Below are 22,216 nucleotides of genomic sequence, written 5' to 3'. Positions count from 1 at the left end.
TTTCGTCGTCAAACCTCATGGGCTTTTCATCCAGCCGGGCAAAGCAGGCATAATGCCGACCTTCGTCCCCTTGCCGGCTATTCCGTGAAATCACGACAGACTTCCAGTCCCCTGCGTCCCTCGGCCTGCCCGGGATTGCTGCGTGTCGTCCAGGCTCTGGACGGAGGGATTTGCCGGATCAAACTTGATGGCGGTTCCATCCGCGCCGACCAGGCTATCGCTGTCGCGAACGCAGCGCGGATGTATGCTGGTGGGGTGATGGAAGCAACCAACCGGGCCAATCTGCAGATCCGTGGCATTGGCGGGCAGGCAACGGCACTGATCGACAGCCTGCTGGCCGCTGAGTTGGGGCCCACCACTGTGGCGGGCGATGATGTACGTAATCTCATGCTCAGCCCTGCCGCCGGTATTGATCGTCATAGTCTGCTCGATACTCGCCCGTTGGCCCGGGAAATTCTCAACAGCCTGCAGATCCATCCTCGCTTTCATGAGCTGTCCGCCAAGTTCGCTGTGCAGTTGGATGGCGGCGAGGCGCTGGCCATGTTGGAACACCACCATGACCTGTGGCTGAGTGCGGTGGATTTCGGCGGCAAACTGTCGCTGGTTTTCGGTTTCGCGGGCTGTCCCACAGACAAACCGGTCGCTGCGGTATCGCTGCAGGATGGACATGCGTTGGTGCTCGCCGTACTGGACATGTTCCTTGAGCTGGCGCGGCCGGAACAAACCCGCATGCGCCATTTGCTTGCCGAGCGGTCGCCAGAGCTACTGCTGCAGACACTGGGCAGGCGTGTACCGTTACTATCCGTCGATGAATGGCGGCGACACGCGACCGCGCCGGGATTGCACCTGGGTACCTACGCACAGCGCCAACATGGCCTTGTGTATGTTGGTGTCTTGCCTCCTCTGGGGAGGCTGAATCCATCGATGCTCAACGGCGCGGCGCGCCTGGCTGAACAATTTGGCGACGCCAGCCTGCGCATGACTCCCTGGCAAAGCCTGCTCCTGCCCAATGTCCGCCAAGCAGATGCGCCCTTGATCACCCGGCAATTGCAGGGCTTGGGTTTTCTGGTCGAGGCAGATGAGCCGCTGACCCATCTGGTGGCCTGTACCGGATCTTGCGGATGCAGCAAAGGGCTCTCGGATACCAAGGGCGATGCGCGGTTGCTGGCAGCTGTGCGGCAAGGTCGACCCAGCCAGGATCAGGTGCACTTGACCGGTTGCGCGCGCTCTTGCGCCTGCGCACACACTGCCCCCGTTACATTGCTTGCCTCGAGTAACGGTCACTACGATGTCTATTTTCGCGATGCAGCGCTGCCGGGTTTCGGCGCGCTGCAAGCACGCAATCTCACTATTGACGCGGCAGGCGCATTGCTTGATGCCCGCCCACGGAGCCCCCTTGATGCTTGATTACATCCGCGACGGTCAGGAGATCTATCGCAACTCCTTCGCGATCATTCGCGCCGAGGCCAACCTCGACCGGATCCCTGCCGATCTGGAAAAACTCGCGGTTCGAGTGATCCACGCCTGCGGCATGGTCGAGGCCATTGACGGTCTGCAGTACTCCGAAGGTGCGGGGAAGGCGGGGCGTGATGCGCTTGCCGCTGGAGCCCCGATCTTGTGTGACGCGCGGATGGTGTCCGAAGGCGTGACCCGCACCCGCCTGCCGGCCAACAACCAGGTGATCTGTACCCTGCGTGACGACAGCGTGCCGGACCTTGCCCGTGAACTGGGCAACACCCGTTCCGCCGCCGCACTGGAGTTGTGGCGACCGCATCTGGAAGGCAGCGTGGTAGTCATCGGCAACGCACCGACTGCCTTGTTCTACTTGCTGGAAATGCTCGATGCCGGGGCACCGAAGCCTGCGTTGATTCTCGGCTTCCCGGTAGGATTCGTCGGCGCTGCTGAATCCAAGGCCGCGCTGGCGGCCGACAGTCGCGGCGTACCTTTCGTCATCATGCAGGGGCGACTGGGTGGTAGCGCCATGGCTGCCGCGGCCGTCAATGCCCTCGCCACGGAGATCGAATGATGCAGCAACCTGGACGTTTGATTGGCCTGGGTGTCGGCCCTGGTGATCCGGAACTGATCACCGTCAAGGCCCTGCGCCTGTTGCGCGAGTCGCCTGTGGTGGCGTATTTCGTCGCCAAGGGCAAAAAGGGAAACGCGTTCGGTATCATCGAAGCTCATCTTCAGGGTGCACAAACGTTACTGCCGCTGGTGTATCCCGTGACCACTGAAGCACTGCCGGCGCCTTTGTCGTATGAGCAAGTAATCAGCGATTTCTACGATGCAGCGGGTGAAGAACTCGCGGCGCATCTCGAAGCCGGGCGGGATGTGGCAGTGATCTGTGAGGGCGATCCGTTCTTCTACGGTTCCTACATGTATCTGCATGATCGTCTGGCCGAGCGCTACGAGGCCGAAGTGGTGCCCGGTGTTTGCTCAATGCTGGGTGGCGCATCGGTGCTGGGTGTCCCACTGGTCTATCGAAATCAGAGCCTGTCGGTGTTATCCGGCGTCTTGCCCCACGAAGACCTCAAGCGCCGCCTGGCCGAGGCCGACGCTGCCGTCATCATGAAATTGGGGCGTAACTTTCCCAAGGTTCGTGAAGTACTGGAAGAACTCGGGCTGGCAGGGCGTGCTCTGTACGTCGAACGGGCAACCATGGCCAACCAGAAGATAGTACCGCTGGATCAGGTCGAGCCGATGTCCTCACCGTATTTCTCGTTGATCATCGTTCCTGGCGAAAGGTGGCAGGGCTGATGACTCAACCAGTTCCGGCGATCGTCATTCTCGGTAATGGCAGTCTTGCGACCGCCCGCGCTATTCAAACCTGTCTGCCCGGCGCCTTGATCCACGGATTAGCCGAAAGAGTTGAAGGTGCCGATGTGATTTATCAGGAGTTCGGCGCAACGCTGCGCGAACTCTATCAACAGAACACGCCCATCGTGGCGCTGTGCGCGGCCGGTATCGTGATTCGCACGCTGGCGCCATTGCTGCTGGAAAAAGGCGTGGAGCCACCGGTATTGGCAGTGGCCGAAGACGGCAGTGCGGTGGTGCCATTGCTGGGTGGCCTGGGCGGCGTAAACGTATTGGCCCGCACCATCGCTCAGGGGTTGGGCATAACAGCGGCAATCACTACCAGCGGCGAATTGCGCTTCGGTACCTGTCTGTTGAACCCTCCGAGCGGCTACACCCTTGGCGATCTGGAACTCGGCAAACGTTTTGTTTCTGATCTGCTCGGCGGTCAGCCGGTACGAATTGAAGGTGATGCGCCCTGGCTTGCCCAAGCCCAACTGACTGTGGACGAACAGGCCCATCTGGCCATTCACGTGGGTAGCGGCGAGCGCGAGCCGGCCGCCAATGAGCTGCTGATTTACCCTGAAAATGTCGTGGTGCTGGTGAATGCTGAGGTTGCTGACCTGCCCAATGCCATTCGCCAGGCTCTGCACCGGGAGAAAATTGCAGTTCAGGCGTTGGTTTGCTTGTTGGCCAATGAGCAGCTCATGGCCAGTCAGGCGCTACGGGATGCCGCCATTGAACTGGATGTTCCCTTGCGCTTTTGTCCGGCGGACACTGTGCGCGAGCAACTTAGTAAGACATTGCCGCAGCCCGTGACTATTTGCGGTGATGATTCCATCACTATCGCCGTCGCCGAACATCCCCTGGACCCACAACGCATAGGTCGTGCGCGGGGGCGCCTGGCAGTTATTGGCCTCGGCCCCGGAGCTGCCGATTTGATGGTGCCTGCCGTCAAGAAAGAGCTGGCTCGAGCCAATGATGTGCTCGGTTATGAAACCTATGTGCGCATGGCAGGGCCGTTCCGTACTGATCAGGTGCTGCACTGCACCGATAACCGTGAAGAAATGCAGCGCGCGCGTCATGCCTTCGAACTGGCGGCACAGGGTCGCTCGGTGGTGGTGGTGTCTTCCGGTGACCCTGGAGTGTTTGCGATGGCAGCCGCAGTGCTTGAAGCGCTGCATGAATCCCGCGACCCGGCGTGGCACAACGTTGATCTGGAAATCCTGCCGGGCGTCTCGGCCTCATTGGCAACCGCTGCGCAGGCGGGTGCACCGCTGGGGCATGACTTCTGCGTACTGTCGCTGTCGGACAACCTCAAACCCTGGGAGATCATCGAGAAACGTTTGGCCTTGGCAGCCCAGGCCGATCTGGCGATGGCATTTTACAACCCGATCTCGCGTTCCCGCCCTTGGCAACTGGGACGTGCGCTTGAAATCGTCGCGCTGCACCGGGATCCCGAGACGCCGGTTGTGCTAGGGCGGGATGTCGGGCGCCCCGGTCAGACTTTGCGGGTGACAACTCTTGGGCAATTGAGCCCGGAACAGGTTGATATGCGAACCATGGTATTGATCGGTTCATCCACGACTCGCGTGTTTCCTCGAGCCGATGGCCCGTCATGGGTGTATACACCCCGTAGTTACGGCGATAAGTTAGTCGATATTAAGTAATAAGTCGTTACCCGGGCCACTTGGCTCGGGTAAATCGAACGGTCGACTTTAATTGCAATAACATAACTTGACATTCAATAGCGTTTGAGTCGAAGTTTGGCTGTGGGTTAAGTTTCGCCTGTGCCTGGAGGCACAATTAACCGACGAACAAGGAATGTCAGACATGCAAAATGTAGACGGTACTATCAGTTTTGAAGAAACCAAGGACCTGGTTTCGTGGCGTATAGAAAGGCGCCAGTTTCTATCGACTAATGTCAGTTACACCAGGTCTTTGGTTACGCCGGAAAAATCCAGCCCTACTAAAGAGCTGGATGCGCTGGTCTTGGGAAACACGTTGATCGGTTACGGGGATAATGTGTCGATCGAGAACATGACCGTGATCGAGAACATCATAAAATTCTCGAAAATGGAGGCTACCCTTGAGGTTCCTGGTGATAAAAAGCCCAAGGAATGGCATCAGGCTTTCTTGAACTGCATGGAAGACCTGGGTTGCTATTTGCCGGACAACGGAGTCGTGGAGCACAGTCGAAGCGCCTTGCAGTTGACCATGTCCAATCTGGTTACAGGGATCATCAAAGCGGGCGTTGAAGCTGCCAAAGCAGCCATTCCGGGTGCCTCAGTACTCAGCGCGGTCGCAGACTCCACTATAGATGCCGTAAAAAAAGAACCCGAAATTGTCAAGTTGTTCAATTACGAAGTCACCAAGACTAAGGGAGTCAAATTAGCAATTTTACCCTGCGAACAACTCAAGAATGGCTTGATCATGATCATGTTGTCGTCCATCTACAGTGATGCCGACAGTGTTGAGGGGGGCGTACTGTTTTTCGATGCAAAGGTGGCGGATCTGGATGTTTTCCGCGCGACATCGTTCATCACCTTTAACCCGCTGCGTTACTCGCAAGTAAAAGAGGATATCGAGCGGGTACTCAATCAGCAGCAGGGTGCCCAGCTGAGCAAAAGGTTCAAACGCCACAAGTAACTAAACTACCGGCGTTGTAAGGGAGCTGGTGTCCGGGATTCAGGGCGCCAGGTACCCTCTCACCCCGGTAAAGATGATTTGCGCGGCCAGCGCACACACAAACAACCCCATCAACCGGCTGACAATCTGCAAGCCCTGGTCGCCCAGGATTCTTTCGATGCGATTCGACAGGTACAGCACCACGCCCACGGTGAAACTGGCCAAGGCAATGCTGACAATGGCAGTGAGCTTGTCATCCCAATGCGGCTGACTGATGCCCATCACCAGCAAGGCGCCGATCGTGCCGGGGCCGACTGTCAACGGAATGGTCAGCGGGACGATGGTCACGTCCTGTTGCACGTTGTCGGTCTGCACCACCGACTTGCCCTGCGCCATCCCCAGTGCCGAGATGAACAGCACGCTGCCGGCGCCAATGCGGAAAGCGTCTACGGTAATGCCGAAGACATCGAAAATCACCCGGCCGAACAGATACAGCAAGACACTGGAGACCAGGGTGGCGGTGGCCACTTTCCAGGCCAGTCGACGTTGCTCTTTTCGCGAGTAACCGCGAGTCAGGCTGATGAAGCAGGACAGGACGAAGAACGGGCTGTAGAGCACCAGCATCTTCAGGTAAACGCTGAACAACACGTGGAGCATGGTGCAAGCTCACTGGCGAGGGAAGTCGATGGGCAGTCTAACAGGCGTTTTCACGTCTGTCGGCTCAGGTGGTTTGGGTGGCGGCTCGGTTCTGCTGATCACGCTGGGCAACCCAGTGCTCGATCAGTTCACGCAATTGGGAAAGCTCGACCGGCTTGGCCATATGCCCGTCCATGCCCGCCTGGCGGGCGCGTTCTTTGTGTTCGGCCAGAATATGCGCGGTCAGTGCGACTACAGGCGTACGCACCCGTTGGTTGCCAACCTCCCAGGCACGCAACTGCTGGGTGGCTGAGAAGCCGTCAAGAATCGGCATTTCGCAGTCCATCAGCACCAGGTCGTAGCGTTGGGCTTTCATCGCCTGCAGCGCTTCTTCGCCGTTGCTGGCGGTGTCGGGTTGCAGGTTGAGCTTGCCCAGCATGCCGCGAATCACCTTGGTGGAAATGCTGTTGTCTTCGGCCACCAGGATGCGGAAGTCTCCCGGTACCTTGACAGGCAGGGTCGGGCCGGTTGGCAGGGGGTACGGAGCCACCTGGCCTTTGTTGCGCTGGTTCAGTTCATCGGCGAGAGTGGTCTTGAGCGTATAACCGGCTACCGGTTTGGCCAGGATGCGTTTGATCCCGGAATTGCGCGCGATGATCTTGCTCGGCGCATTGCTGATGCCCGTGAGCATGATCAGCAGGATGTCGTGATTGAGGCTTGGGTCTTCCTTGATCTTCGCCGCCAGCTGCATGCCGGTCATGCCGGGCATGTTCTGGTCGAGCAGCACCACGTCGAAGTAGTCGCGCAGGTGCGCCTTGGTGCGCAACAGCGCCAGTGCTTCCTTGCCGGAGGGCACCGCACTGACGTTCAGGCCCCAGGCGGTGCATTGTTGCACCAGGACTTTGCGGCAGGTGTCGTTGTCGTCGACCACCAGCACCCGCGCGCCTTGTAGCGGGCCATCGAGGTCGGAAGTCGGATGTTCCAGGCGATCGGGATCCAGCGGCAGGGTCAGCCACAAGGTGCTGCCCTGACTATTGCCGCTCTTGATGCCGAACTCACCCTGCATCAGACGAATCAATTGACGCGCGATCACCAGCCCCAGATTGCCGCCGAGGCGATTGGCCGAGAGGAAATGTTTGCTGTGCAGTTCTGCGTGCATCAGCGCGTCGCGTTCTTCGGCGTCCATGGGCTCGCCGCTGTCCTGCACGGCGATGCGCAACCGCGGCTTGGCGCTGCGTTCGTCCAGGGCGACGACGATCAGGATTTCACCCTCGTCGGTTTTCTTCAGGGCGTTTTCCAGCAGGCTCAGCAGGGTCTGACGCAGACGAGTCGGATCACCGCTGATGACCCGCGGCACTTGCGGCTGGATAAAGCTGATCAGTTCGACGTTCTGCTGTTCGGCCTTGGCGCGAAAGATGCTCAGGCAGTCTTCGATCAATGCGTTGAGATCGAACTGCACATCGTCCAGTTCGATCTGCCCGGACTCGAGCTTGGAGATGTCGAGAATCTCGTTGATCAGGGTCAGCAGTTCGTTGCCGGCACTGTGGATGGTCTGCACATAGTCGCGCTGCTTGACGGAGAGCGGGGTGCCCAGCAGCAGTTCGGTCATGCCCAGCACGCCGTTCATGGGCGTGCGGATCTCGTGACTGATCTTGGCCAGGAATTCGGCCTTGGCATTGATTTCGGCGTTGCTGGCCGCCAGGTCGCGGCTGATGCTGAAACGGTCTTCGGTAATGCTGCGCTGGCGTTCGCTCAGGGCCACGCTCATCAGCAGGCCGCTGACGCAGATGAACGCCAGCAGGGTGGTGATCAGGCCCTGGGGTTCCACCAGTGTCAGCCCCAGCAACGCGGGCAGGATGATCAGGGTGCCGAGGTTGAACACCACCATGGCACCGACGAAAAAGCGCGCCGGGCGATAGCCTTTCTGCCAGTGCCAGGCCCCGGTGAACAGCATGCTCAGGCCCGCGAGGGCGACCAGTGCATAGGTGATGATATTCAGCGGCAGGGTTTCGACGAATAACAGCAGCAGGCCGCAAGCGACGATGAACAGCATGTCGGCCAGCAGCAGCTTGTTCAGCGGGTGCGAACCGAGCGGAGCAAAAAAGCGGTAGGCCAGCATCAGTCCGCACGGCGCGGTCAGCAACAGGGCGAGATACGCCCCGGGTGTTTGAATGGCGTGCCAGTCAGGCATCCACGGCCCGGCGAGGTTCAGCAGCAGGGCCAGGCTGAGCATCAGCAGGGCCTCGCACGCGGCTAGCCATACACTGCTGCGCGAGCGCGTGTAGGCGTAACGGATGAGGTTGTGCAGGATCAACATGCCGATACAGCCGAACAGCAGGCCGTAGATCAGCGTCTGGGTCTGGTTGGCGGCGGTGGTGATGGCCGATTGCAGGGTGATGTAGGGACGCATCTGGTGTTCGGACACCAGGCGCAGATACACATCGAGTGATTTGTCACTTTGCGGCAGCGGCAGCAGGACATCACTGCTGGGCAGTGGTCGGTCACCCTGGGGCTGGTCGGGCCCGACGTTGGTCTGGTCGACGAGCTTGTCGCCGTCCAGCACGTAGAGATTGAGGTGCGACAGATCCGGCGCGAACACCTTCAGGACCTGTTCGTGTTTGCCCGGTGCGAGCCTGAAGCGCAGCCACAGCGCGCCCTCCGGCTCGGCGGCGGTCAGGCGTTCGAGTTCGATGGGGCTAAATTGATTGGTGTAGCGCGAGGAGCGAATATCGCTGAGCTGCAGGTTGCCCTGCTCGTCGAGCAATACGGCCCAGCCACTGCCTTGCGCGGCCTGGGCCGGGAGCATGCAGAGCAGGGTCAGCAGAGTGACGGTGAGACTTACGGCAATCCTGAGCCAGCGCACGGCGAAATCCCTTCGTAGGTTGATGCCAGAATATAACTATGCGCGGCGCCGGAATAGTCCGGCAAGAGCCTGAGGCCCTTGCCCGACCGAATGGAGCCCTTATTCCTGAACTTCGCCACGCTCGCGGGCAATGGCACGATAGCCGATGTCCTTGCGATAGAAACAACCTTCCCAGTCGATTTTTGCTGCCAACTGGTAAGCCTGCTGCTGAGCAGCATCGACGCTGGCGCCCATGGCGGTGGCGCAGAGCACTCGACCACCGGCGGTCACCACTTGGCCATCCTTGAGCGCAGTGCCGGCGTGGAAGACTTTACCTTCCAGTGCCGCAGCAGCGTCCAGGCCATTGATGGCGACGCCCTTGGCGTAGTCACCAGGATAACCGCCCGCGGCCAGCACGATGCCAACGCTCGGGCGTGGATCCCATTGTGCTTCGACTTTGTCCAGGGCCTGCGCGAGGGCCGCTTCGACCAGCAACACCAGGCTCGACTGCAGGCGCAGCATGATCGGCTGGGTCTCAGGGTCGCCGAAACGGCAGTTGAATTCGATAACTTTTGGGTTACCAGCTTTGTCTATCATCAGCCCGGCGTACAGGAAACCGGTATAGACGTTGCCTTCGTCGGCCATGCCGCGCACGGTTGGCCAGATCACCAGGTCCATCACGCGCTGGTGCACTTCACTGGTGACTACCGGGGCAGGGGAGTACGCACCCATGCCGCCGGTGTTCGGACCAGTGTCGCCGTCGCCGACGCGTTTGTGATCCTGGCTGGTGGCCATTGGCAGGACGTTCTTGCCGTCGACCATGACGATGAAGCTGGCTTCCTCGCCGTCGAGGAACTCTTCGATGACTACGCGCGAACCCGCGTCGCCAAAGGCATTGCCGGCCAGCATGTCACGCACGGCGTCTTCGGCTTCAGCCAGGGTCATGGCGACGATCACGCCTTTGCCTGCTGCCAGGCCGTCAGCCTTGATCACGATCGGCGCGCCTTTTTCACGCAGATAAGCCAGGGCAGGCTCAATCTCGGTGAAGTTCTGGTAGTCGGCGGTAGGGATCTTGTGGCGCGCCAGGAAATCCTTGGTGAACGCTTTCGAACCTTCCAGCTGGGCGGCGCCGGCAGTTGGGCCGAAGCAGTCGAGGCCGCGGGAGCGGAACAGGTCGACGACGCCGGCAACCAGCGGCACTTCCGGGCCGACAATGGTCAGCGCAACGTTCTTCTCGGCGAAGTCGGCGAGTTGCTCAAGGGCCAGCACGTCGATCGCAACGTTTTCGCACTTGGCTTCAATGGCGGTGCCGGCGTTGCCTGGAGCAACAAAAACCTTCTGCACGCGCGGATCTTGAGCCACTTTCCAGGCCAGGGCGTGTTCACGGCCACCGCTGCCAATGATCAAAACATTCATTTCAAAAACCTCAAAATTCTGTGGGTCGCTGCAAAACCCCTGTGTACAAACTATGTAGGAGCTGCCGAAGGCTGCGATCTTTTGATTTTGATTTCAAAAACCAGATCAAAAGATCGCAGCCTCGTTTCACTCGACAGCTCCTACACAGCTCCTACAGGGGGAGCTGTGTACTCAGTGACGGAAGTGGCGCATGCCGGTGAAGACCATGGCGATGCCAGCCTCGTCGGCTGCGGCAATCACTTCGGCATCCCGCATCGAGCCGCCTGGCTGGATCACCGCAGTGACACCGGCCTTGGCCGCATTGTCCAGACCGTCGCGGAACGGGAAGAACGCGTCCGATGCCATCACCGAACCCTGCACCTGCAGGCCGGCATGCTCAGCCTTGATCGCGGCGATACGCGCCGAGTTCACGCGGCTCATCTGGCCAGCGCCGACACCGATGGTCTGGCGGTTCTTGGCGTAGACAATAGCGTTGGACTTGACGTACTTGGCGACTTTCCAGGCGAAGATCAGGTCGTTGATTTCCTGTTCGGTCGGTGCACGCTTGGTCACGACTTTCAGGTCTTCGCTGCCGATCATGCCGATGTCACGGCTCTGGACCAGCAGGCCGCCATTCACCCGCTTGTAGTCCCAGGCAGCAGCGCGATCCGCTGACCACTCGCCACAGGCCAGCAGGCGCACGTTGGCTTTGGCCGCAACAATGGCGCGGGCTTCTTCGCTGACGCTTGGGGCGATGATCACTTCAACGAACTGACGCTCGACGATGGCCTTGGCTGTTTCTGCATCCAGTTCGCGGTTGAAGGCAATGATGCCGCCAAACGCCGATTCGGTGTCGGTGGCGTAGGCCAGTTCGTAGGCCTGGCGGATACCGCCTTCGGCGTCCGGGCTCACGGCCACGCCGCACGGGTTGGCGTGCTTGACGATCACGCAGGCCGGTTTCACAAAGCTCTTCACACATTCCAGCGCGGCGTCGGTGTCGGCCACGTTGTTATACGACAGCTCTTTGCCTTGCAGTTGGGTCGCAGTGGCGATCCCGACTTCGGCAGGCTTGGTCTCAACGTAGAACGCCGCGCTCTGGTGCGGGTTCTCGCCGTAGCGCATTTCCTGGGCCTTGACGAACTGGCTGTTGAAGGTGCGCGGGAATTCGCTGCGACCTTCGGTGCTGAGCGTCTCGGCGGCCTGGTTCACGGTGCCCATGTAGTTGGCGATCATGCCGTCGTAAGCGGCGGTGTGTTCAAAGGCCTTGAGCATCAGGTCGAAACGCTGGGCGTAAGTCAGGCCACCGGCCTTGAGGCCTTCGAGAACGCTGGCGTAGTCGCTGGCATTGACCACGATCGCCACGTCTTTATGATTTTTTGCAGCAGAACGAACCATGGTCGGGCCGCCGATATCGATGTTCTCGATGGCAGTCGGCAGGTCGCAGCCTGGCTTGTTGATGGTGGCTTCGAACGGGTACAGGTTGACCGCGACCAGGTCGATCGGCTTGATACCGTGCTCGCTCATGATCGCGTCATCGATACCGCGACGACCGAGGATCCCTCCGTGGATTTTCGGGTGCAGGGTCTTGACCCGACCGTCCATCATTTCCGCGAAACCGGTGTAATCCGCGACTTCCACTGCGGCGACACCATTGTCGCGCAACAGCTTGAACGTTCCGCCGGTGGAGAGGATCTCGACGCCCAGGGCTTCAAGCTCCTTGGCGAATTCGAGGATCCCGGTCTTGTCGGAAACGCTGATCAAGGCGCGGCGGATCGGCAGGCGGGTAGTCTGGTCGGTCATCTCAATTTCCATCAAAAGCAAAGGAGTCAGCAAAAAAGGCGACCGGTTTTACGCGGGCGCCTTTCTGGTTTGATTGAATGCTTACAGCAAATCGTACTGCTTGAGTTTCTTGCGCAGCGTGCCCCGGTTCAGTCCGAGCAGCTCGCTGGCCTTGGTCTGGTTGCCCTTGACGTAGTTCATCACGCATTCGAGCAGGGGCGCCTCGACTTCGGAGAGCACCAGGTTGTACACATCCGTGACGGCAGCGCCCTCAAGGTGGGCGAAATAATTGTGCAGCGCCTTCTCGACACTCCCGCGAAGGGTCTGGCCTTCTTCGCTAGGCGTATTGAGGTGCTGTTTCAAATTCACATTGTCGCTCACGGGTGTTGTTCCACTCACTAAAGTCTCGGTCATCATCGTCATGCGGCCACCCCTTCTCCGTCCCCTGTCAGGCTCTTGTAACGTTCGGCGAAGAAGCCCTGAACGTTGGCGCATTGTGCTTCCGTATCTTCCAAACGATTGAAGTGGGCGCGAAACTCCCTGGCGCCCGGCAAGGTTGCGAGATACCAGCCCACATGCTTGCGAGCAATGCGCACACCCATGACGTCTCCATAGAAAACGTGCAGCGCGGCCAAATGCTCTAGCAGTATGCGTTCCACCTCGATCAGTTCCAGCGCCGGAAGTTTTTCACCGGTGCGCAGGTAATGATCGATCTCGCGAAAAATCCATGGCCGCCCCTGGGCAGCCCGGCCAACCAGCAGGCCATCGGCACCGGTCGCGTCGAGCACGTACCGGGCCTTTTCTGGCGAATCGATATCGCCGTTGGCAAACACCGGGATCGACACCGCCTGCTTGATCGCGGCAATAGTGTCGTACTCGGCTTCACCGGTGTACAGATCGGCACGGGTGCGGCCATGCACCGCCAACGCCGTGATACCTGCCTGCTCGGCGATCTTCGCCACGGTCAGGCCGTTCTTGTTGTCCCGGTCCCAGCCGGTCCGGATCTTCAGAGTGACCGGCACATCGACTGCGGCCACGACGGCCTGCAGGATCTCGGTCACCAACGCTTCATCCTTCAACAGTGCAGACCCGGCGGCCTTGTTGCAGACCTTCTTCGCCGGGCAGCCCATGTTGATGTCAATAATCTGTGCGCCCAGCTCGACATTGGCGCGAGCCGCATTCGCCAGCATCTGCGCATCGCCACCGGCGATCTGTACCGAGCGCGGCTCGGGATCACCTTCGTGGATCATGCGCATGCGCGACTTGCGGGTGTTCCACAAACTCATGTCGCTGGTGACCATTTCCGAAACAACCAGCCCTGCACCCAGTCGTTTGCACAGCTGACGAAAGGGTTGGTCAGTGACACCCGCCATAGGGGCGAGAATCAAGCCGTTGTGCAATGTGTATGGACCGATGCGTACCGCCGACATAGGACTTCCCTGTTGTGGGGCCGGATCATGAGAGTTCGAAAAAGGGTTGGCATGATACCCGCTCTCGATGACTGGATAAAGGCTGAATTGAACAAAATCTGAACAGTTATTCTGTTATCGCCAGCGGTTTGGTCCGCACGGGCTCAGTCAGAAATCCGCCGTCAATCGCGGATCGGTGAACCGTTTCACTCGGGCGAATGAAAACTCAGGCTGTAGTTCACCGCTTTCGAGCCTGGATCGAGGATATCCAGGGCAATGTGAATTGGCGTTTGCGGGGGCATTTCCGCCATGCCTTCGAGATCGCCGTTGAGGTACTCGCCGGGTTTGAACCGACGGCTGGCGATCAGGTGACCGTTGAGGTCGGCGAAGCGCAACTCCAGCAAGGGGAACGGCTGGGAGAAGGGCGCGCGGTTGTAGATGATCGCATCGACCACCAGGGCACCGCTGAATTCCGGATGGCTGCGCACCACCAGGTTGCTGCTCTTGATCTTCGCGATGTCGACCTTGGATGGCACGGTACAGCCGATCTGCGGGCACAACTGCTGGAACCAGGGACGATATTGGTCCTGACGCGCGAGTTCTTCGAAATGGTAAGCCACGTACTGGCCGCCCAGGGCGCAGGCGGCGAGCACTGTCAGAATCAGCCAGAATAACCGGCGACCCCAAGGCGAACGGCGTTTTTGCCAGTCCAGTTGCAGCGGGTCGTCGGTGAGGTCCTGCAGGACTTCGGCGCGCACGGCCGGTTCGCTGCGTCTTTTGCGCACGGGTTCAATGGGAGGCAGGTCGTCATCAATGTCATCCATCGCCGACAAACGTTCCGGCGTTGGTGGCGGTTCCAGCACCAGCTCCTGGCGAACCAGCGGCGGGCGCGGCTCATCGTCGAGCTCGACCAGCTCCAGCGTCAGCGAGGGTTCGGTGCGCGCTGGTTTGAGCGGGGCAAACGCCGGGGCGGGCTCTTCATCAACTTCAGCAGCTTGGGCGCGGTCGGCAGCGGATTCGCTGTACAGGCTATCGGGCCAGGATGCTTCGTCATGTTCGGCGCTGTCGCGGCGTGCGCTCAGTGAATCTTCGCGGTGTCGGCCGAACTCGGTGGTCGGCTGAATTTCCCGCTGTTCCAGTCGTGCGAGCTCTTCGTCGAGGTCGAGGCTGTCCAGATCGAGCTCGGCAGCCGTCCATTGCTTCAGGCTGATGGCCCGTTGTTCTGGCGGTTCGACGAGGGCCGGGGCGATCGTGCTCACGGGGTCCTTGTCCGCCTGCTCCAGCAATTGCTTGGCGGCATTAAAAACCTGCAGGCAAGAGCCGCAACGAACTACTCCACGTGCCACGCTCAACTGGGCATGGCTGACGCGGAAGCTCTTTTGGCAATGCGGGCACTGAGTGACGAAGCTGTCGGTCATGCGGCGATCCGGATTATGCAGGCGCCCATTCTAGCGCCGACGGCCAGTGATGCGCACCCAGCCATCGCGATTGGCGATCGGGTCCAGATCGAAGTCCTGGGCATAGGCCTTGGCCACTTCTTCACCTTGTTCGGCGAGGATGCCCGACAGCGCCAGGCGACCACCGGTCTTGACCAGGCTGGACAATTGCGGCGCCAGGGAGACCAGCGGGCCGGCCAGGATGTTGGCCACCAGCACGTCGGCCTGGACTTGCGGCAGGTCCTCTGGCAAATACAGCGGGAACAGGGCTTCGGCGATGTTGTTGCGCCCGGCATTGTCACGGGAAGCTTCAAGTGCCTGCACGTCGATGTCGGTACCGACCGCTTGCCTGGCCCCCAGCAGCAAGGCGGCGATTGCCAGAATGCCCGAGCCGCAACCGAAATCGAGCACGTTGCAGTCCTTCAGGTCCTGGCCGTCAAGCCATTCCAGACACAGGGCAGTGGTCGGGTGGGTGCCGGTGCCAAACGCCAGGCCCGGGTCCAGCAGAATGTTCACGGCGTCGGGTTCAGGAGCAGCGTGCCAGCTTGGAACGATCCACAGGCGCTGACCAAAGCGCATTGGCTGGAAATCGTCCATCCAGCTGCGCTCCCAGTCCTGGTCTTCAATGACTTCGCTGTGATGCTCGGGCAGCGGGCTGCCGGTCAGCAGCTCCAGGTGGGCCAGCACGCTGGCGGCTTCGGTGCCACCTTCGAACAGGGCCAGCAGGTGCGTGTGCGACCACAGCGGGGTGGTGTTGAGTTCCGGTTCGAAGATCGGCTGATCTTCAGCGTCCATGAAAGTCACCGACACGGCGCCCACTTCAAGGAAAGCGTCTTCGTAGGTTTCGGCTTGTTCTGGGCTGATGGCGAGACGGACTTGCAGCCAAGGCATGGCGGGCACCTGTGAAAAATATTGATTGCAGCCTAGCGGGCTGCGATAAGCGCGCAAGTTTACGCGAGCGCGCGGCAGAAGACGACCATGGGGGAGGGGTCGACTCCGGTGTGTCCCCGAAAAAATCTCAGCCTTCGGCAGTTTATTTTTGATTTTTGGCTTGTAAGCTTCTTAACCACTGCAATCCTGCGTTCGTCAGCCGATAGCGTTGCAGACGGCTATTAGGTTGGCCGGGTAAGGTCATTTCGAGAGCACCGAATGAGATCGCCGGCAGTATGTAAGCTTTGCGAAAGTGGTCGGCATTTTTCAGGCTCATGGCGGTCTGTAGTTCCTGCCTGCTCATGTCGCCGTCAATAGCCTTCAAAAGCGCAGCGACTTCCATGGTGACTTCCATGGTGACTTCCATGGTGACTGGCTCAATACCGTGGGATTGAGGGTGGGACAGCAGCCTCACAACATACGAAATGCGATCGACGTCCGTTTCAAATACTGGCGCTGGCGACCCATTGGCTGCCATGACCTTTAGGATTTTTGGAATCCCGGTAGAGCGGCCTTCAGTCAGGTCCAGTTCCTTGAAAAACTCCCCGATCCGCCGGTTACGATAGCGACGGCTCACAGCGCGTCCGGCTTGCAAGTCTTCCAGGCGGATAGAACGATCAGGTCCCGGGAAGCTCAAAATCACCAATTCTTCCCGGCTGATGCGCACCTCGACAGGCTCGCGTACCTCATAAGAGCGGTGGTAAACCGCGTTGACCAATGCTTCTTCAATTGCCTGGAATGGGAAGTTCCAGATTCGCGTGGCTTCGGCGCGGTTTGGATGCTTGGTTACAGTCTCACGAAGATAATTGCGCTGAATATAAGCGAGGGCCTCGCGAGTGATGGTCGCAAGAGGGCCTTTGAAGATTTTCTCATCAAATCGGTCGCCACCGGGTCCTTCCGGAAACCAGACAACGTCTATTTGGGTTCCCGCAAAGAATTTATCAGGTGCGTCATTGAAGAGCATCAGACCGACATTCTTGGGCCACGGTGATTCGGTCGGGCCGCCCACCACATTCATTTGGCGGCCTAGCGCCTCGACAGAAAGGTCGTCGGCGTCTTCTACAAGAGCGCTCCCGATCTCCTGCAAGAAGTTTTTCATCAGCGGTTTGGAAAGGTCGCTGAGCCCGGAACTCAGGTTAAATCGATCATCGAAAGGTACTTTGGCAGCGAGACTCAACAGTTCCTGCTCGGTTTCGCCCTTGGCTTCCACTGTGCTGCTGTAGCGACGGATGTAGTAGTGCAGGCTTCGGTGTTTTGCTGTTACTGCTGCCGGAGCCTTGTAGGGGCGGTTTTGCCCGCCCGGTGCCCACAGCACGATTAACTTGCGGCCCTCTACTTCTTCTATGCTCAGCACCGGAAAGTAGGAGGGTTGAATAGATTGGCAGGCTGCCAACAGTTCAAGCTGAATCGTGTCGAGAACCTTATCGGCTAGTCCTGATGGAGGAAAGATTGGCTGCCCATTGGTATCGCATTCTTGCCCGATGACCAGGTACCCTCCGCCCAAATTTTCAAAATCATTGGCAAACGCGCACAGCGTGCGAATTATCGGGTCAGGATTCCAGCCGGACTTGTACTCGATCCGCTCACTCTCGACTGTTCGCTGGCGTAGCAAATCGTTGAGATTGATGGGTAGCTTTTGAGACATGGTCAGCCTCTGATTCGTCAGTGTTGTGCACGTGAGAGGCGATTATAGCCAGCCCCGACAGTCCGACGCCTGTCAGTTATGTCTCTCAGTTGGCAGATGAAATGTGCAGAAACAACAAAGCCGCCCGAAGGCGGCTTTGTTGGTTTGGATCACAGACTAGTGCTTGTCGCCAGCCAGCTTGTGTTCCAGGTAGTGGATGTTGATTCCACCTTTGCAGAAGCCTTCATCGCGGACCAGGTCGCGGTGCAGCGGGATGTTGGTCTTGATCCCATCGACCACGATTTCGTCCAGCGCATTGCGCATGCGCGCCAGGGCTTCGTCACGGGTTGCGCCGTAGGTGATCAGCTTGCCGATCAACGAATCATAGTTCGGCGGAACCGCATAACCGCTGTACAGGTGCGAGTCGACGCGAACGCCGTTGCCGCCTGGAGCGTGGAAATGCTTGACCGTGCCTGGGCTTGGCATGAAGGTTTTCGGGTCTTCGGCGTTGATCCGGCATTCCAGCGCATGACCGCGGATGACCACGTCATCCTGGGTGTACGACAGCTTGTTGCCGGCGGCGATGCTGAGCATCTCCTTGACGATGTCGATGCCGGTAACCATTTCGGTTACCGGGTGTTCGACCTGAACGCGGGTGTTCATTTCGATGAAATAGAACGCGCCGTTCTCGTACAGGAACTCGAAAGTGCCCGCGCCACGATAGTTGATGTCGATGCACGCCTTGACGCAGCGAGCGAGGACTTCCTGGCGAGCTTTCTCGTCGATGCCCGGTGCCGGCGCTTCTTCAAGCACCTTCTGGTGACGACGTTGCAGCGAGCAGTCGCGGTCGCCCAGATGGATGGCGTGGCCCTGGCCGTCGGAAAGCACCTGGACTTCCACGTGACGTGGGTTGGTCAGGAATTTTTCCAGGTAGACCATCGGGTTGCCAAACGCCGCGCCAGCTTCGGTGCGGGTCAGTTTGGCGAAGGAGATCAGGTCTTCTTCCTTGTGCACAACGCGCATGCCGCGACCACCGCCGCCGCCAGCAGCCTTGATGATCACTGGATAGCCAACTTCACGACCAATGCGCAGCGCCGATTCTTCGTCTTCCGGCAGTGGGCCGTCGGAACCTGGAACGGTTGGCACGCCTGCTTCGATCATCGCGTGCTTGGCCGATACCTTGTCGCCCATCAGGCGAATGGTCTCGGCTTTCGGACCGATGAAGGCGAAGCCGGAGTTCTCGACCTGTTCAGCAAAATCAGCGTTTTCCGCGAGGAAACCGTAGCCTGGGTGAATGGCGGTAGCGCCGGTCACTTCAGCGGCGGCAATGATTGCCGGAATGTGCAGGTAGGAATGCGCGGCCGAAGCCGGACCGATGCAGACGGATTCGTCTGCCAGGCCCAGGTGCATCAGTTCCTTGTCGGCCTTGGAGTACACGGCGACAGTCTTGATGCCCATCTCTTTGCAAGCACGCAGGATCCGCAGGGCAATCTCACCGCGGTTGGCGATCAGAACTTTTTCCAACTTCGCAGTCATCAAAGTTTCTCCGCGGTTCAAACGATGGTGAACAGCGGTTGGTCGTACTCAACCGGCTGGCCGTCTTCGACGAGGATGGATTCGATCACACCGCTGGTTTCAGCTTCGATGTGGTTCATCATCTTCATCGCTTCAACGATGCACAGGGTGTCGCCTTTCTTCACGGTCTGGCCAACTTCAACGAAGGATGGCGAGGCTGGCGAAGATTTGCGATAGAAAGTGCCCACCATCGGCGAACGGGCAACGGTGCCGTTTAGAACAGGCGCGGCCGGGGCAGCAGGAGCGGCGGCAACCGGAGCAGCAGCGGCAGGCGCTGGAGCCGGAGCGTGCATTGGCGCGGGTGCGTAGTACTGCTGCGCTGGCGTCTTGCTGTGGCGGCTGATACGTACGGACTCTTCGCCTTCCTTGATCTCGAGCTCGTCGATGCCGGACTCTTCCAGCAATTCGATTAGTTTCTTAACTTTACGGATATCCATGAATCATCAACTCCCAAGGGTCGGTCAGGGGCGTATAGCTTGTTGTTCAAGCTGCTCTAGTGCAGCCTCCAGGGCCAGTCGATAACCGCTGGCGCCAAGGCCGCAGATCACTCCCACCGCTACGTCGGAGAAGTAAGAGTGATGGCGGAAAGGTTCGCGTTTGTGCACGTTGGACAAATGCACTTCGATGAATGGGATGCTCACCGCCAGCAGCGCGTCACGTAAAGCGACACTCGTGTGCGTAAAAGCTGCTGGGTTGATCAGAATGAAGTCCACACCTTCGCCGCGTGCAGCGTGGATGCGATCGATCAATTCGTACTCGGCATTGCTTTGCAGGTGCAGCAAATGATGACCGGCTTCACGGGCACGGCGTTCCAGGTCCTGGTTGATCTGCGCCAGCGTCGTGGCGCCATAGGTGCCGGGTTCGCGGGTGCCGAGCAGGTTCAGGTTGGGTCCGTGCAGGACCAGAAAGGTTGCCATCTGCTGTTCCTTGTTATCTGTGGGCATCGGTCAGAACCCGGCGACTATGCCGCAAAGACTTTGTGACTGTCCAGTTCTATGCAATAGCCAGCACGATGGGCGATGTTTGCGCGAGATATGTGACTGCGGGTTTCAATCCGGTCATTTGCGCCGGGCGCGATGGTTGGTGGTGATTGTTCTGGCCCTATCGCGAGCAGGCTCACTCCTACAGAGTCATGCGCCGGTCCCTGTAGGAGTGAGCCTGCTCGCGATAGCGGTCTATCAGACGCGAAATGCCTGCACGGCAGTACGCAACCGCCCACCCAGCACCAGCAAATGCTCCCCTTGCTCACGCCCTTCACCGATGCGCAGCAGGTTATCCCCACCCAGCTGGTGGATCCGCTCACTGTGATCGCGGATCTCGCTGACAGCACCACTCTGCTGCGCAGTCACATCGGCGATGCGCACCGCAGTATCGGAAATGGTCTGGATGGCGCCGACGATTTTATCCAGCGCACCATCCGCCGCCTGGGCCTGGTTAGCGGTGGCTTCCGCATGCTCGACCTGGGCGCGCATACCTTCAACTGATTGCCGCGCGGCGGTTTGCAGACCGGCGATCAGGGTCTGGATTTCAGCCGTGGCTCCGGCGGTGCGTTGCGCCAGGGAACGAACTTCTTCTGCCACGACCGCGAACCCCCGGCCCATTTCCCCGGCACGAGCCGCTTCGATCGCCGCGTTCAATGCCAGCAGGTTGGTCTGGTCGGCAATCGAGCGAATCACCGTCAGCACCCCACCAATAGTTGCCGACTCTTGCGCCAGATGCTCAATCATTTGCGCATTGCCCTGCACTTCACCCACCAGCGCATGCAAGCCCGTGAGGCTCAGGCCGATGACTTTCTGCCCGTGTTCCACCGCCAGCCCGGCATGGCGGCTGGCGTCGGCTGCCTGGCTGGCATCGCCCGCGACCTGCTGGATCGTGGCTTCCAGTTCGCCCAGGGAATCGCGGATCATTGCGGTGTCGCCGGCCTGATCCTCGGCGCTGCTGTGCAGATCGTTACTCAACTCGGCCAGGGTGCGGCTGCTGCCGGCGACCTGTTCGGCATTGAGGCGAATGGTCCCCACCAGGTCCACCAGATAAGCGCGCAGGCGATTGAGCGAGGCCTGGATGTCATGCAGTTCGCGGTTGGTCTTGCCCAGTTCGATGTCCCGGCTGAAATCACCCTCGGCCCAGGTCGACAGCGCTGGCGCCAAATTGGTCAGGGTGCGCGCCAGTCGCCGCTGCAGGGTGTCGATCAGCAGCGCGATCAACAGGATCAGGCCGATCATCACCCCTTGCAGCAGGCGCACCTCGCCCTGGATTTGCCCGTGTTGTGCACGAACTACCGGTTCCAGATCGGCGATGGACTGTTGTACTGCGCTCATTTTCTGCTGGGTCGCAGCGCTCAGAACGCTGCGTTTTTCGATCTGCTCGCGGGTGCGGGCAAGCTCCGCCGGGTAGCGGCTCAGCAGGCTGTTGAGTTCGCGCTTGAGGCCGACGCCGGCGTCTTCGGCGACAGTTTTTTCACTGTTCTCCAGGCCCATCATCGCGGCGAAGTCATCGGTGCCGGATTCACTGCTGGCCGTCACACCGAGCAAGGGCAGGGCCTCCATAAGGCTGGCCTGGGTGCGGATGTTGCTGACCTCGCGCTCGACATCGGCGGCCAGTTCGCTGCGACCGCTGCTGACCAGTTTATCCCGGGCCAAAGACAGCCTGCCCAGGTGTTGCGAGGCGGCCAGCAGAGGGATGAGATATTGCGCATTACCGCTGGCGTACTGGCTGAGTTGGTCAAGGTTCGCGCCGAGCTCCCGTTCTGCCTGCAGTAGTAATGCCTGGGGGTCGCCGGCAAGCTTGCCGGCGGCCAGCAAGTCGGTTTTGCTGAAGGCTTCAAGATCTGCAAGGCTCGGGCGCAAGGAGTCGGCCAGGGATTGCGGCATATCACCAATGTCTGTTTTCAGCTCATCGATCGCCTGACCAGCACTGCTCAGGCGCAGGGCATCGCCACTGGCGAGGTAGTCTTGAACGTTGCGTGCCACCTGGTTCTGAAATTGCTGGGACAGGCCCAGGTAACGCTCCATCAACAGATAGGGGCGTTCGAGGGCTTTTTGCGACCACCAGAGCGTGGCGCCAAGTGCCACGCACACGGCGACTAAAAGGAGGGTATTGAGATTGGTCAGCAGCTTCAGGCGCATTGCGGGACTACCAACGGCAGAATGGTAAGCGCCTGAAGTTATTG

Annotated in this window: 18 protein-coding genes; 5 read left to right on the top strand and 13 right to left on the bottom strand. The window is 59.6% G+C overall.

What is annotated here, in order from left to right:
• Positions 1–84 precede the first annotated feature (84 nt).
• The 5 genes from cobG to ACYZTK_RS12365 all read left to right on the top strand — a co-directional run bounded on the left by cobG (position 85) and on the right by ACYZTK_RS12365 (position 5,442).
• Positions 85–1,407 carry a precorrin-3B synthase gene (gene cobG / locus ACYZTK_RS12385; RefSeq protein ID WP_462014692.1) on the top strand — a complete coding sequence of 441 codons (1,323 nt, stop codon included), beginning with the start codon at positions 85–87 and terminating at the stop codon, positions 1,405–1,407.
• The gene (locus ACYZTK_RS12380; protein ID WP_462014691.1) at positions 1,400–2,026 is read left to right on the top strand and encodes a precorrin-8X methylmutase; all 627 of its coding nucleotides are present in this window, start codon (positions 1,400–1,402) and stop codon (positions 2,024–2,026) included. Before cobG ends, ACYZTK_RS12380 begins: the two co-directional genes overlap by 8 nt.
• Positions 2,026–2,757 (top strand): precorrin-2 C(20)-methyltransferase, encoded by a 732-nt coding sequence (locus ACYZTK_RS12375; RefSeq protein ID WP_462014901.1) that lies wholly within the window; start codon positions 2,026–2,028, stop codon positions 2,755–2,757. The genes ACYZTK_RS12380 and ACYZTK_RS12375 overlap by 1 nt, the downstream gene beginning before the upstream one ends.
• A complete protein-coding gene (gene cobJ / locus ACYZTK_RS12370) occupies positions 2,757–4,463 on the top strand; it encodes a precorrin-3B C(17)-methyltransferase (RefSeq protein ID WP_462014690.1) in 1,707 nt (568 codons plus the stop codon). Before ACYZTK_RS12375 ends, cobJ begins: the two co-directional genes overlap by 1 nt.
• Before the next feature lie 163 nt (positions 4,464–4,626).
• Positions 4,627–5,442 (top strand): hypothetical protein, encoded by an 816-nt coding sequence (locus tag ACYZTK_RS12365; RefSeq protein WP_462014689.1) that lies wholly within the window; start codon positions 4,627–4,629, stop codon positions 5,440–5,442.
• A gap of 39 nt (positions 5,443–5,481) precedes the next feature.
• Here ACYZTK_RS12365 and ACYZTK_RS12360 read toward each other — a convergent pair whose 3' ends face one another.
• The 13 genes from ACYZTK_RS12360 to ACYZTK_RS12300 all read right to left on the bottom strand — a co-directional run bounded on the left by ACYZTK_RS12360 (position 5,482) and on the right by ACYZTK_RS12300 (position 22,172).
• Positions 5,482–6,078, bottom strand: a complete 597-nt coding sequence (locus ACYZTK_RS12360) for a MarC family protein (RefSeq protein ID WP_462014688.1) — start codon at positions 6,076–6,078, stop codon at positions 5,482–5,484.
• Positions 6,079–6,142: 64 nt separating this feature from the next.
• Positions 6,143–8,920, bottom strand: a complete 2,778-nt coding sequence (locus ACYZTK_RS12355; protein ID WP_462014687.1) for a hybrid sensor histidine kinase/response regulator — start codon at positions 8,918–8,920, stop codon at positions 6,143–6,145.
• 99 nt (positions 8,921–9,019) lie between these two features.
• Entirely contained in the window at positions 9,020–10,315 is a 1,296-nt protein-coding gene (purD, locus tag ACYZTK_RS12350; RefSeq protein ID WP_462014686.1) for a phosphoribosylamine--glycine ligase, read from the bottom strand.
• Positions 10,316–10,486: 171 nt separating this feature from the next.
• Positions 10,487–12,094 (bottom strand): bifunctional phosphoribosylaminoimidazolecarboxamide formyltransferase/IMP cyclohydrolase, encoded by a 1,608-nt coding sequence (purH, locus tag ACYZTK_RS12345; protein ID WP_462014685.1) that lies wholly within the window; start codon positions 12,092–12,094, stop codon positions 10,487–10,489.
• Positions 12,095–12,175: 81 nt separating this feature from the next.
• Positions 12,176–12,496, bottom strand: coding sequence for a DNA-binding transcriptional regulator Fis (fis, locus tag ACYZTK_RS12340; protein WP_007907419.1), 321 nt, complete (start codon positions 12,494–12,496; stop codon positions 12,176–12,178).
• The gene (gene dusB / locus ACYZTK_RS12335) at positions 12,493–13,503 is read right to left on the bottom strand and encodes a tRNA dihydrouridine synthase DusB (protein ID WP_462014684.1); all 1,011 of its coding nucleotides are present in this window, start codon (positions 13,501–13,503) and stop codon (positions 12,493–12,495) included. Before dusB ends, fis begins: the two co-directional genes overlap by 4 nt.
• 185 nt (positions 13,504–13,688) lie before the next feature.
• Positions 13,689–14,900, bottom strand: coding sequence for a DUF3426 domain-containing protein (locus tag ACYZTK_RS12330; protein WP_462014683.1), 1,212 nt, complete (start codon positions 14,898–14,900; stop codon positions 13,689–13,691).
• Between the two features lie 30 nt (positions 14,901–14,930).
• Entirely contained in the window at positions 14,931–15,809 is an 879-nt protein-coding gene (gene prmA, locus ACYZTK_RS12325) for a 50S ribosomal protein L11 methyltransferase (RefSeq protein WP_462014682.1), read from the bottom strand.
• A 142-nt stretch (positions 15,810–15,951) separates the two neighbouring features.
• A complete protein-coding gene (locus tag ACYZTK_RS12320; RefSeq protein WP_462014681.1) occupies positions 15,952–17,493 on the bottom strand; it encodes a Fic family protein in 1,542 nt (513 codons plus the stop codon).
• Positions 17,494–17,649: 156 nt separating this feature from the next.
• Positions 17,650–19,008, bottom strand: a complete 1,359-nt coding sequence (accC, locus tag ACYZTK_RS12315; protein WP_462014680.1) for an acetyl-CoA carboxylase biotin carboxylase subunit — start codon at positions 19,006–19,008, stop codon at positions 17,650–17,652.
• 17 nt (positions 19,009–19,025) lie between these two features.
• Positions 19,026–19,484 (bottom strand): acetyl-CoA carboxylase biotin carboxyl carrier protein, encoded by a 459-nt coding sequence (gene accB / locus ACYZTK_RS12310; RefSeq protein ID WP_462014679.1) that lies wholly within the window; start codon positions 19,482–19,484, stop codon positions 19,026–19,028.
• Between the two features lie 24 nt (positions 19,485–19,508).
• The gene (aroQ, locus tag ACYZTK_RS12305; protein WP_462014678.1) at positions 19,509–19,964 is read right to left on the bottom strand and encodes a type II 3-dehydroquinate dehydratase; all 456 of its coding nucleotides are present in this window, start codon (positions 19,962–19,964) and stop codon (positions 19,509–19,511) included.
• A 261-nt stretch (positions 19,965–20,225) separates the two neighbouring features.
• Complete coding sequence (locus ACYZTK_RS12300) at positions 20,226–22,172, bottom strand: methyl-accepting chemotaxis protein (protein WP_462014677.1); 1,947 nt, start codon at positions 22,170–22,172, stop codon at positions 20,226–20,228.
• Between the last annotated feature and the right edge of the window lie 44 nt (positions 22,173–22,216).

This window comes from Pseudomonas sp. LB3P31, assembly GCF_054897945.1.
Note: the sequence above shows the minus strand (reverse complement) of the source record. Positions and strands in the feature narration are given on the sequence as shown.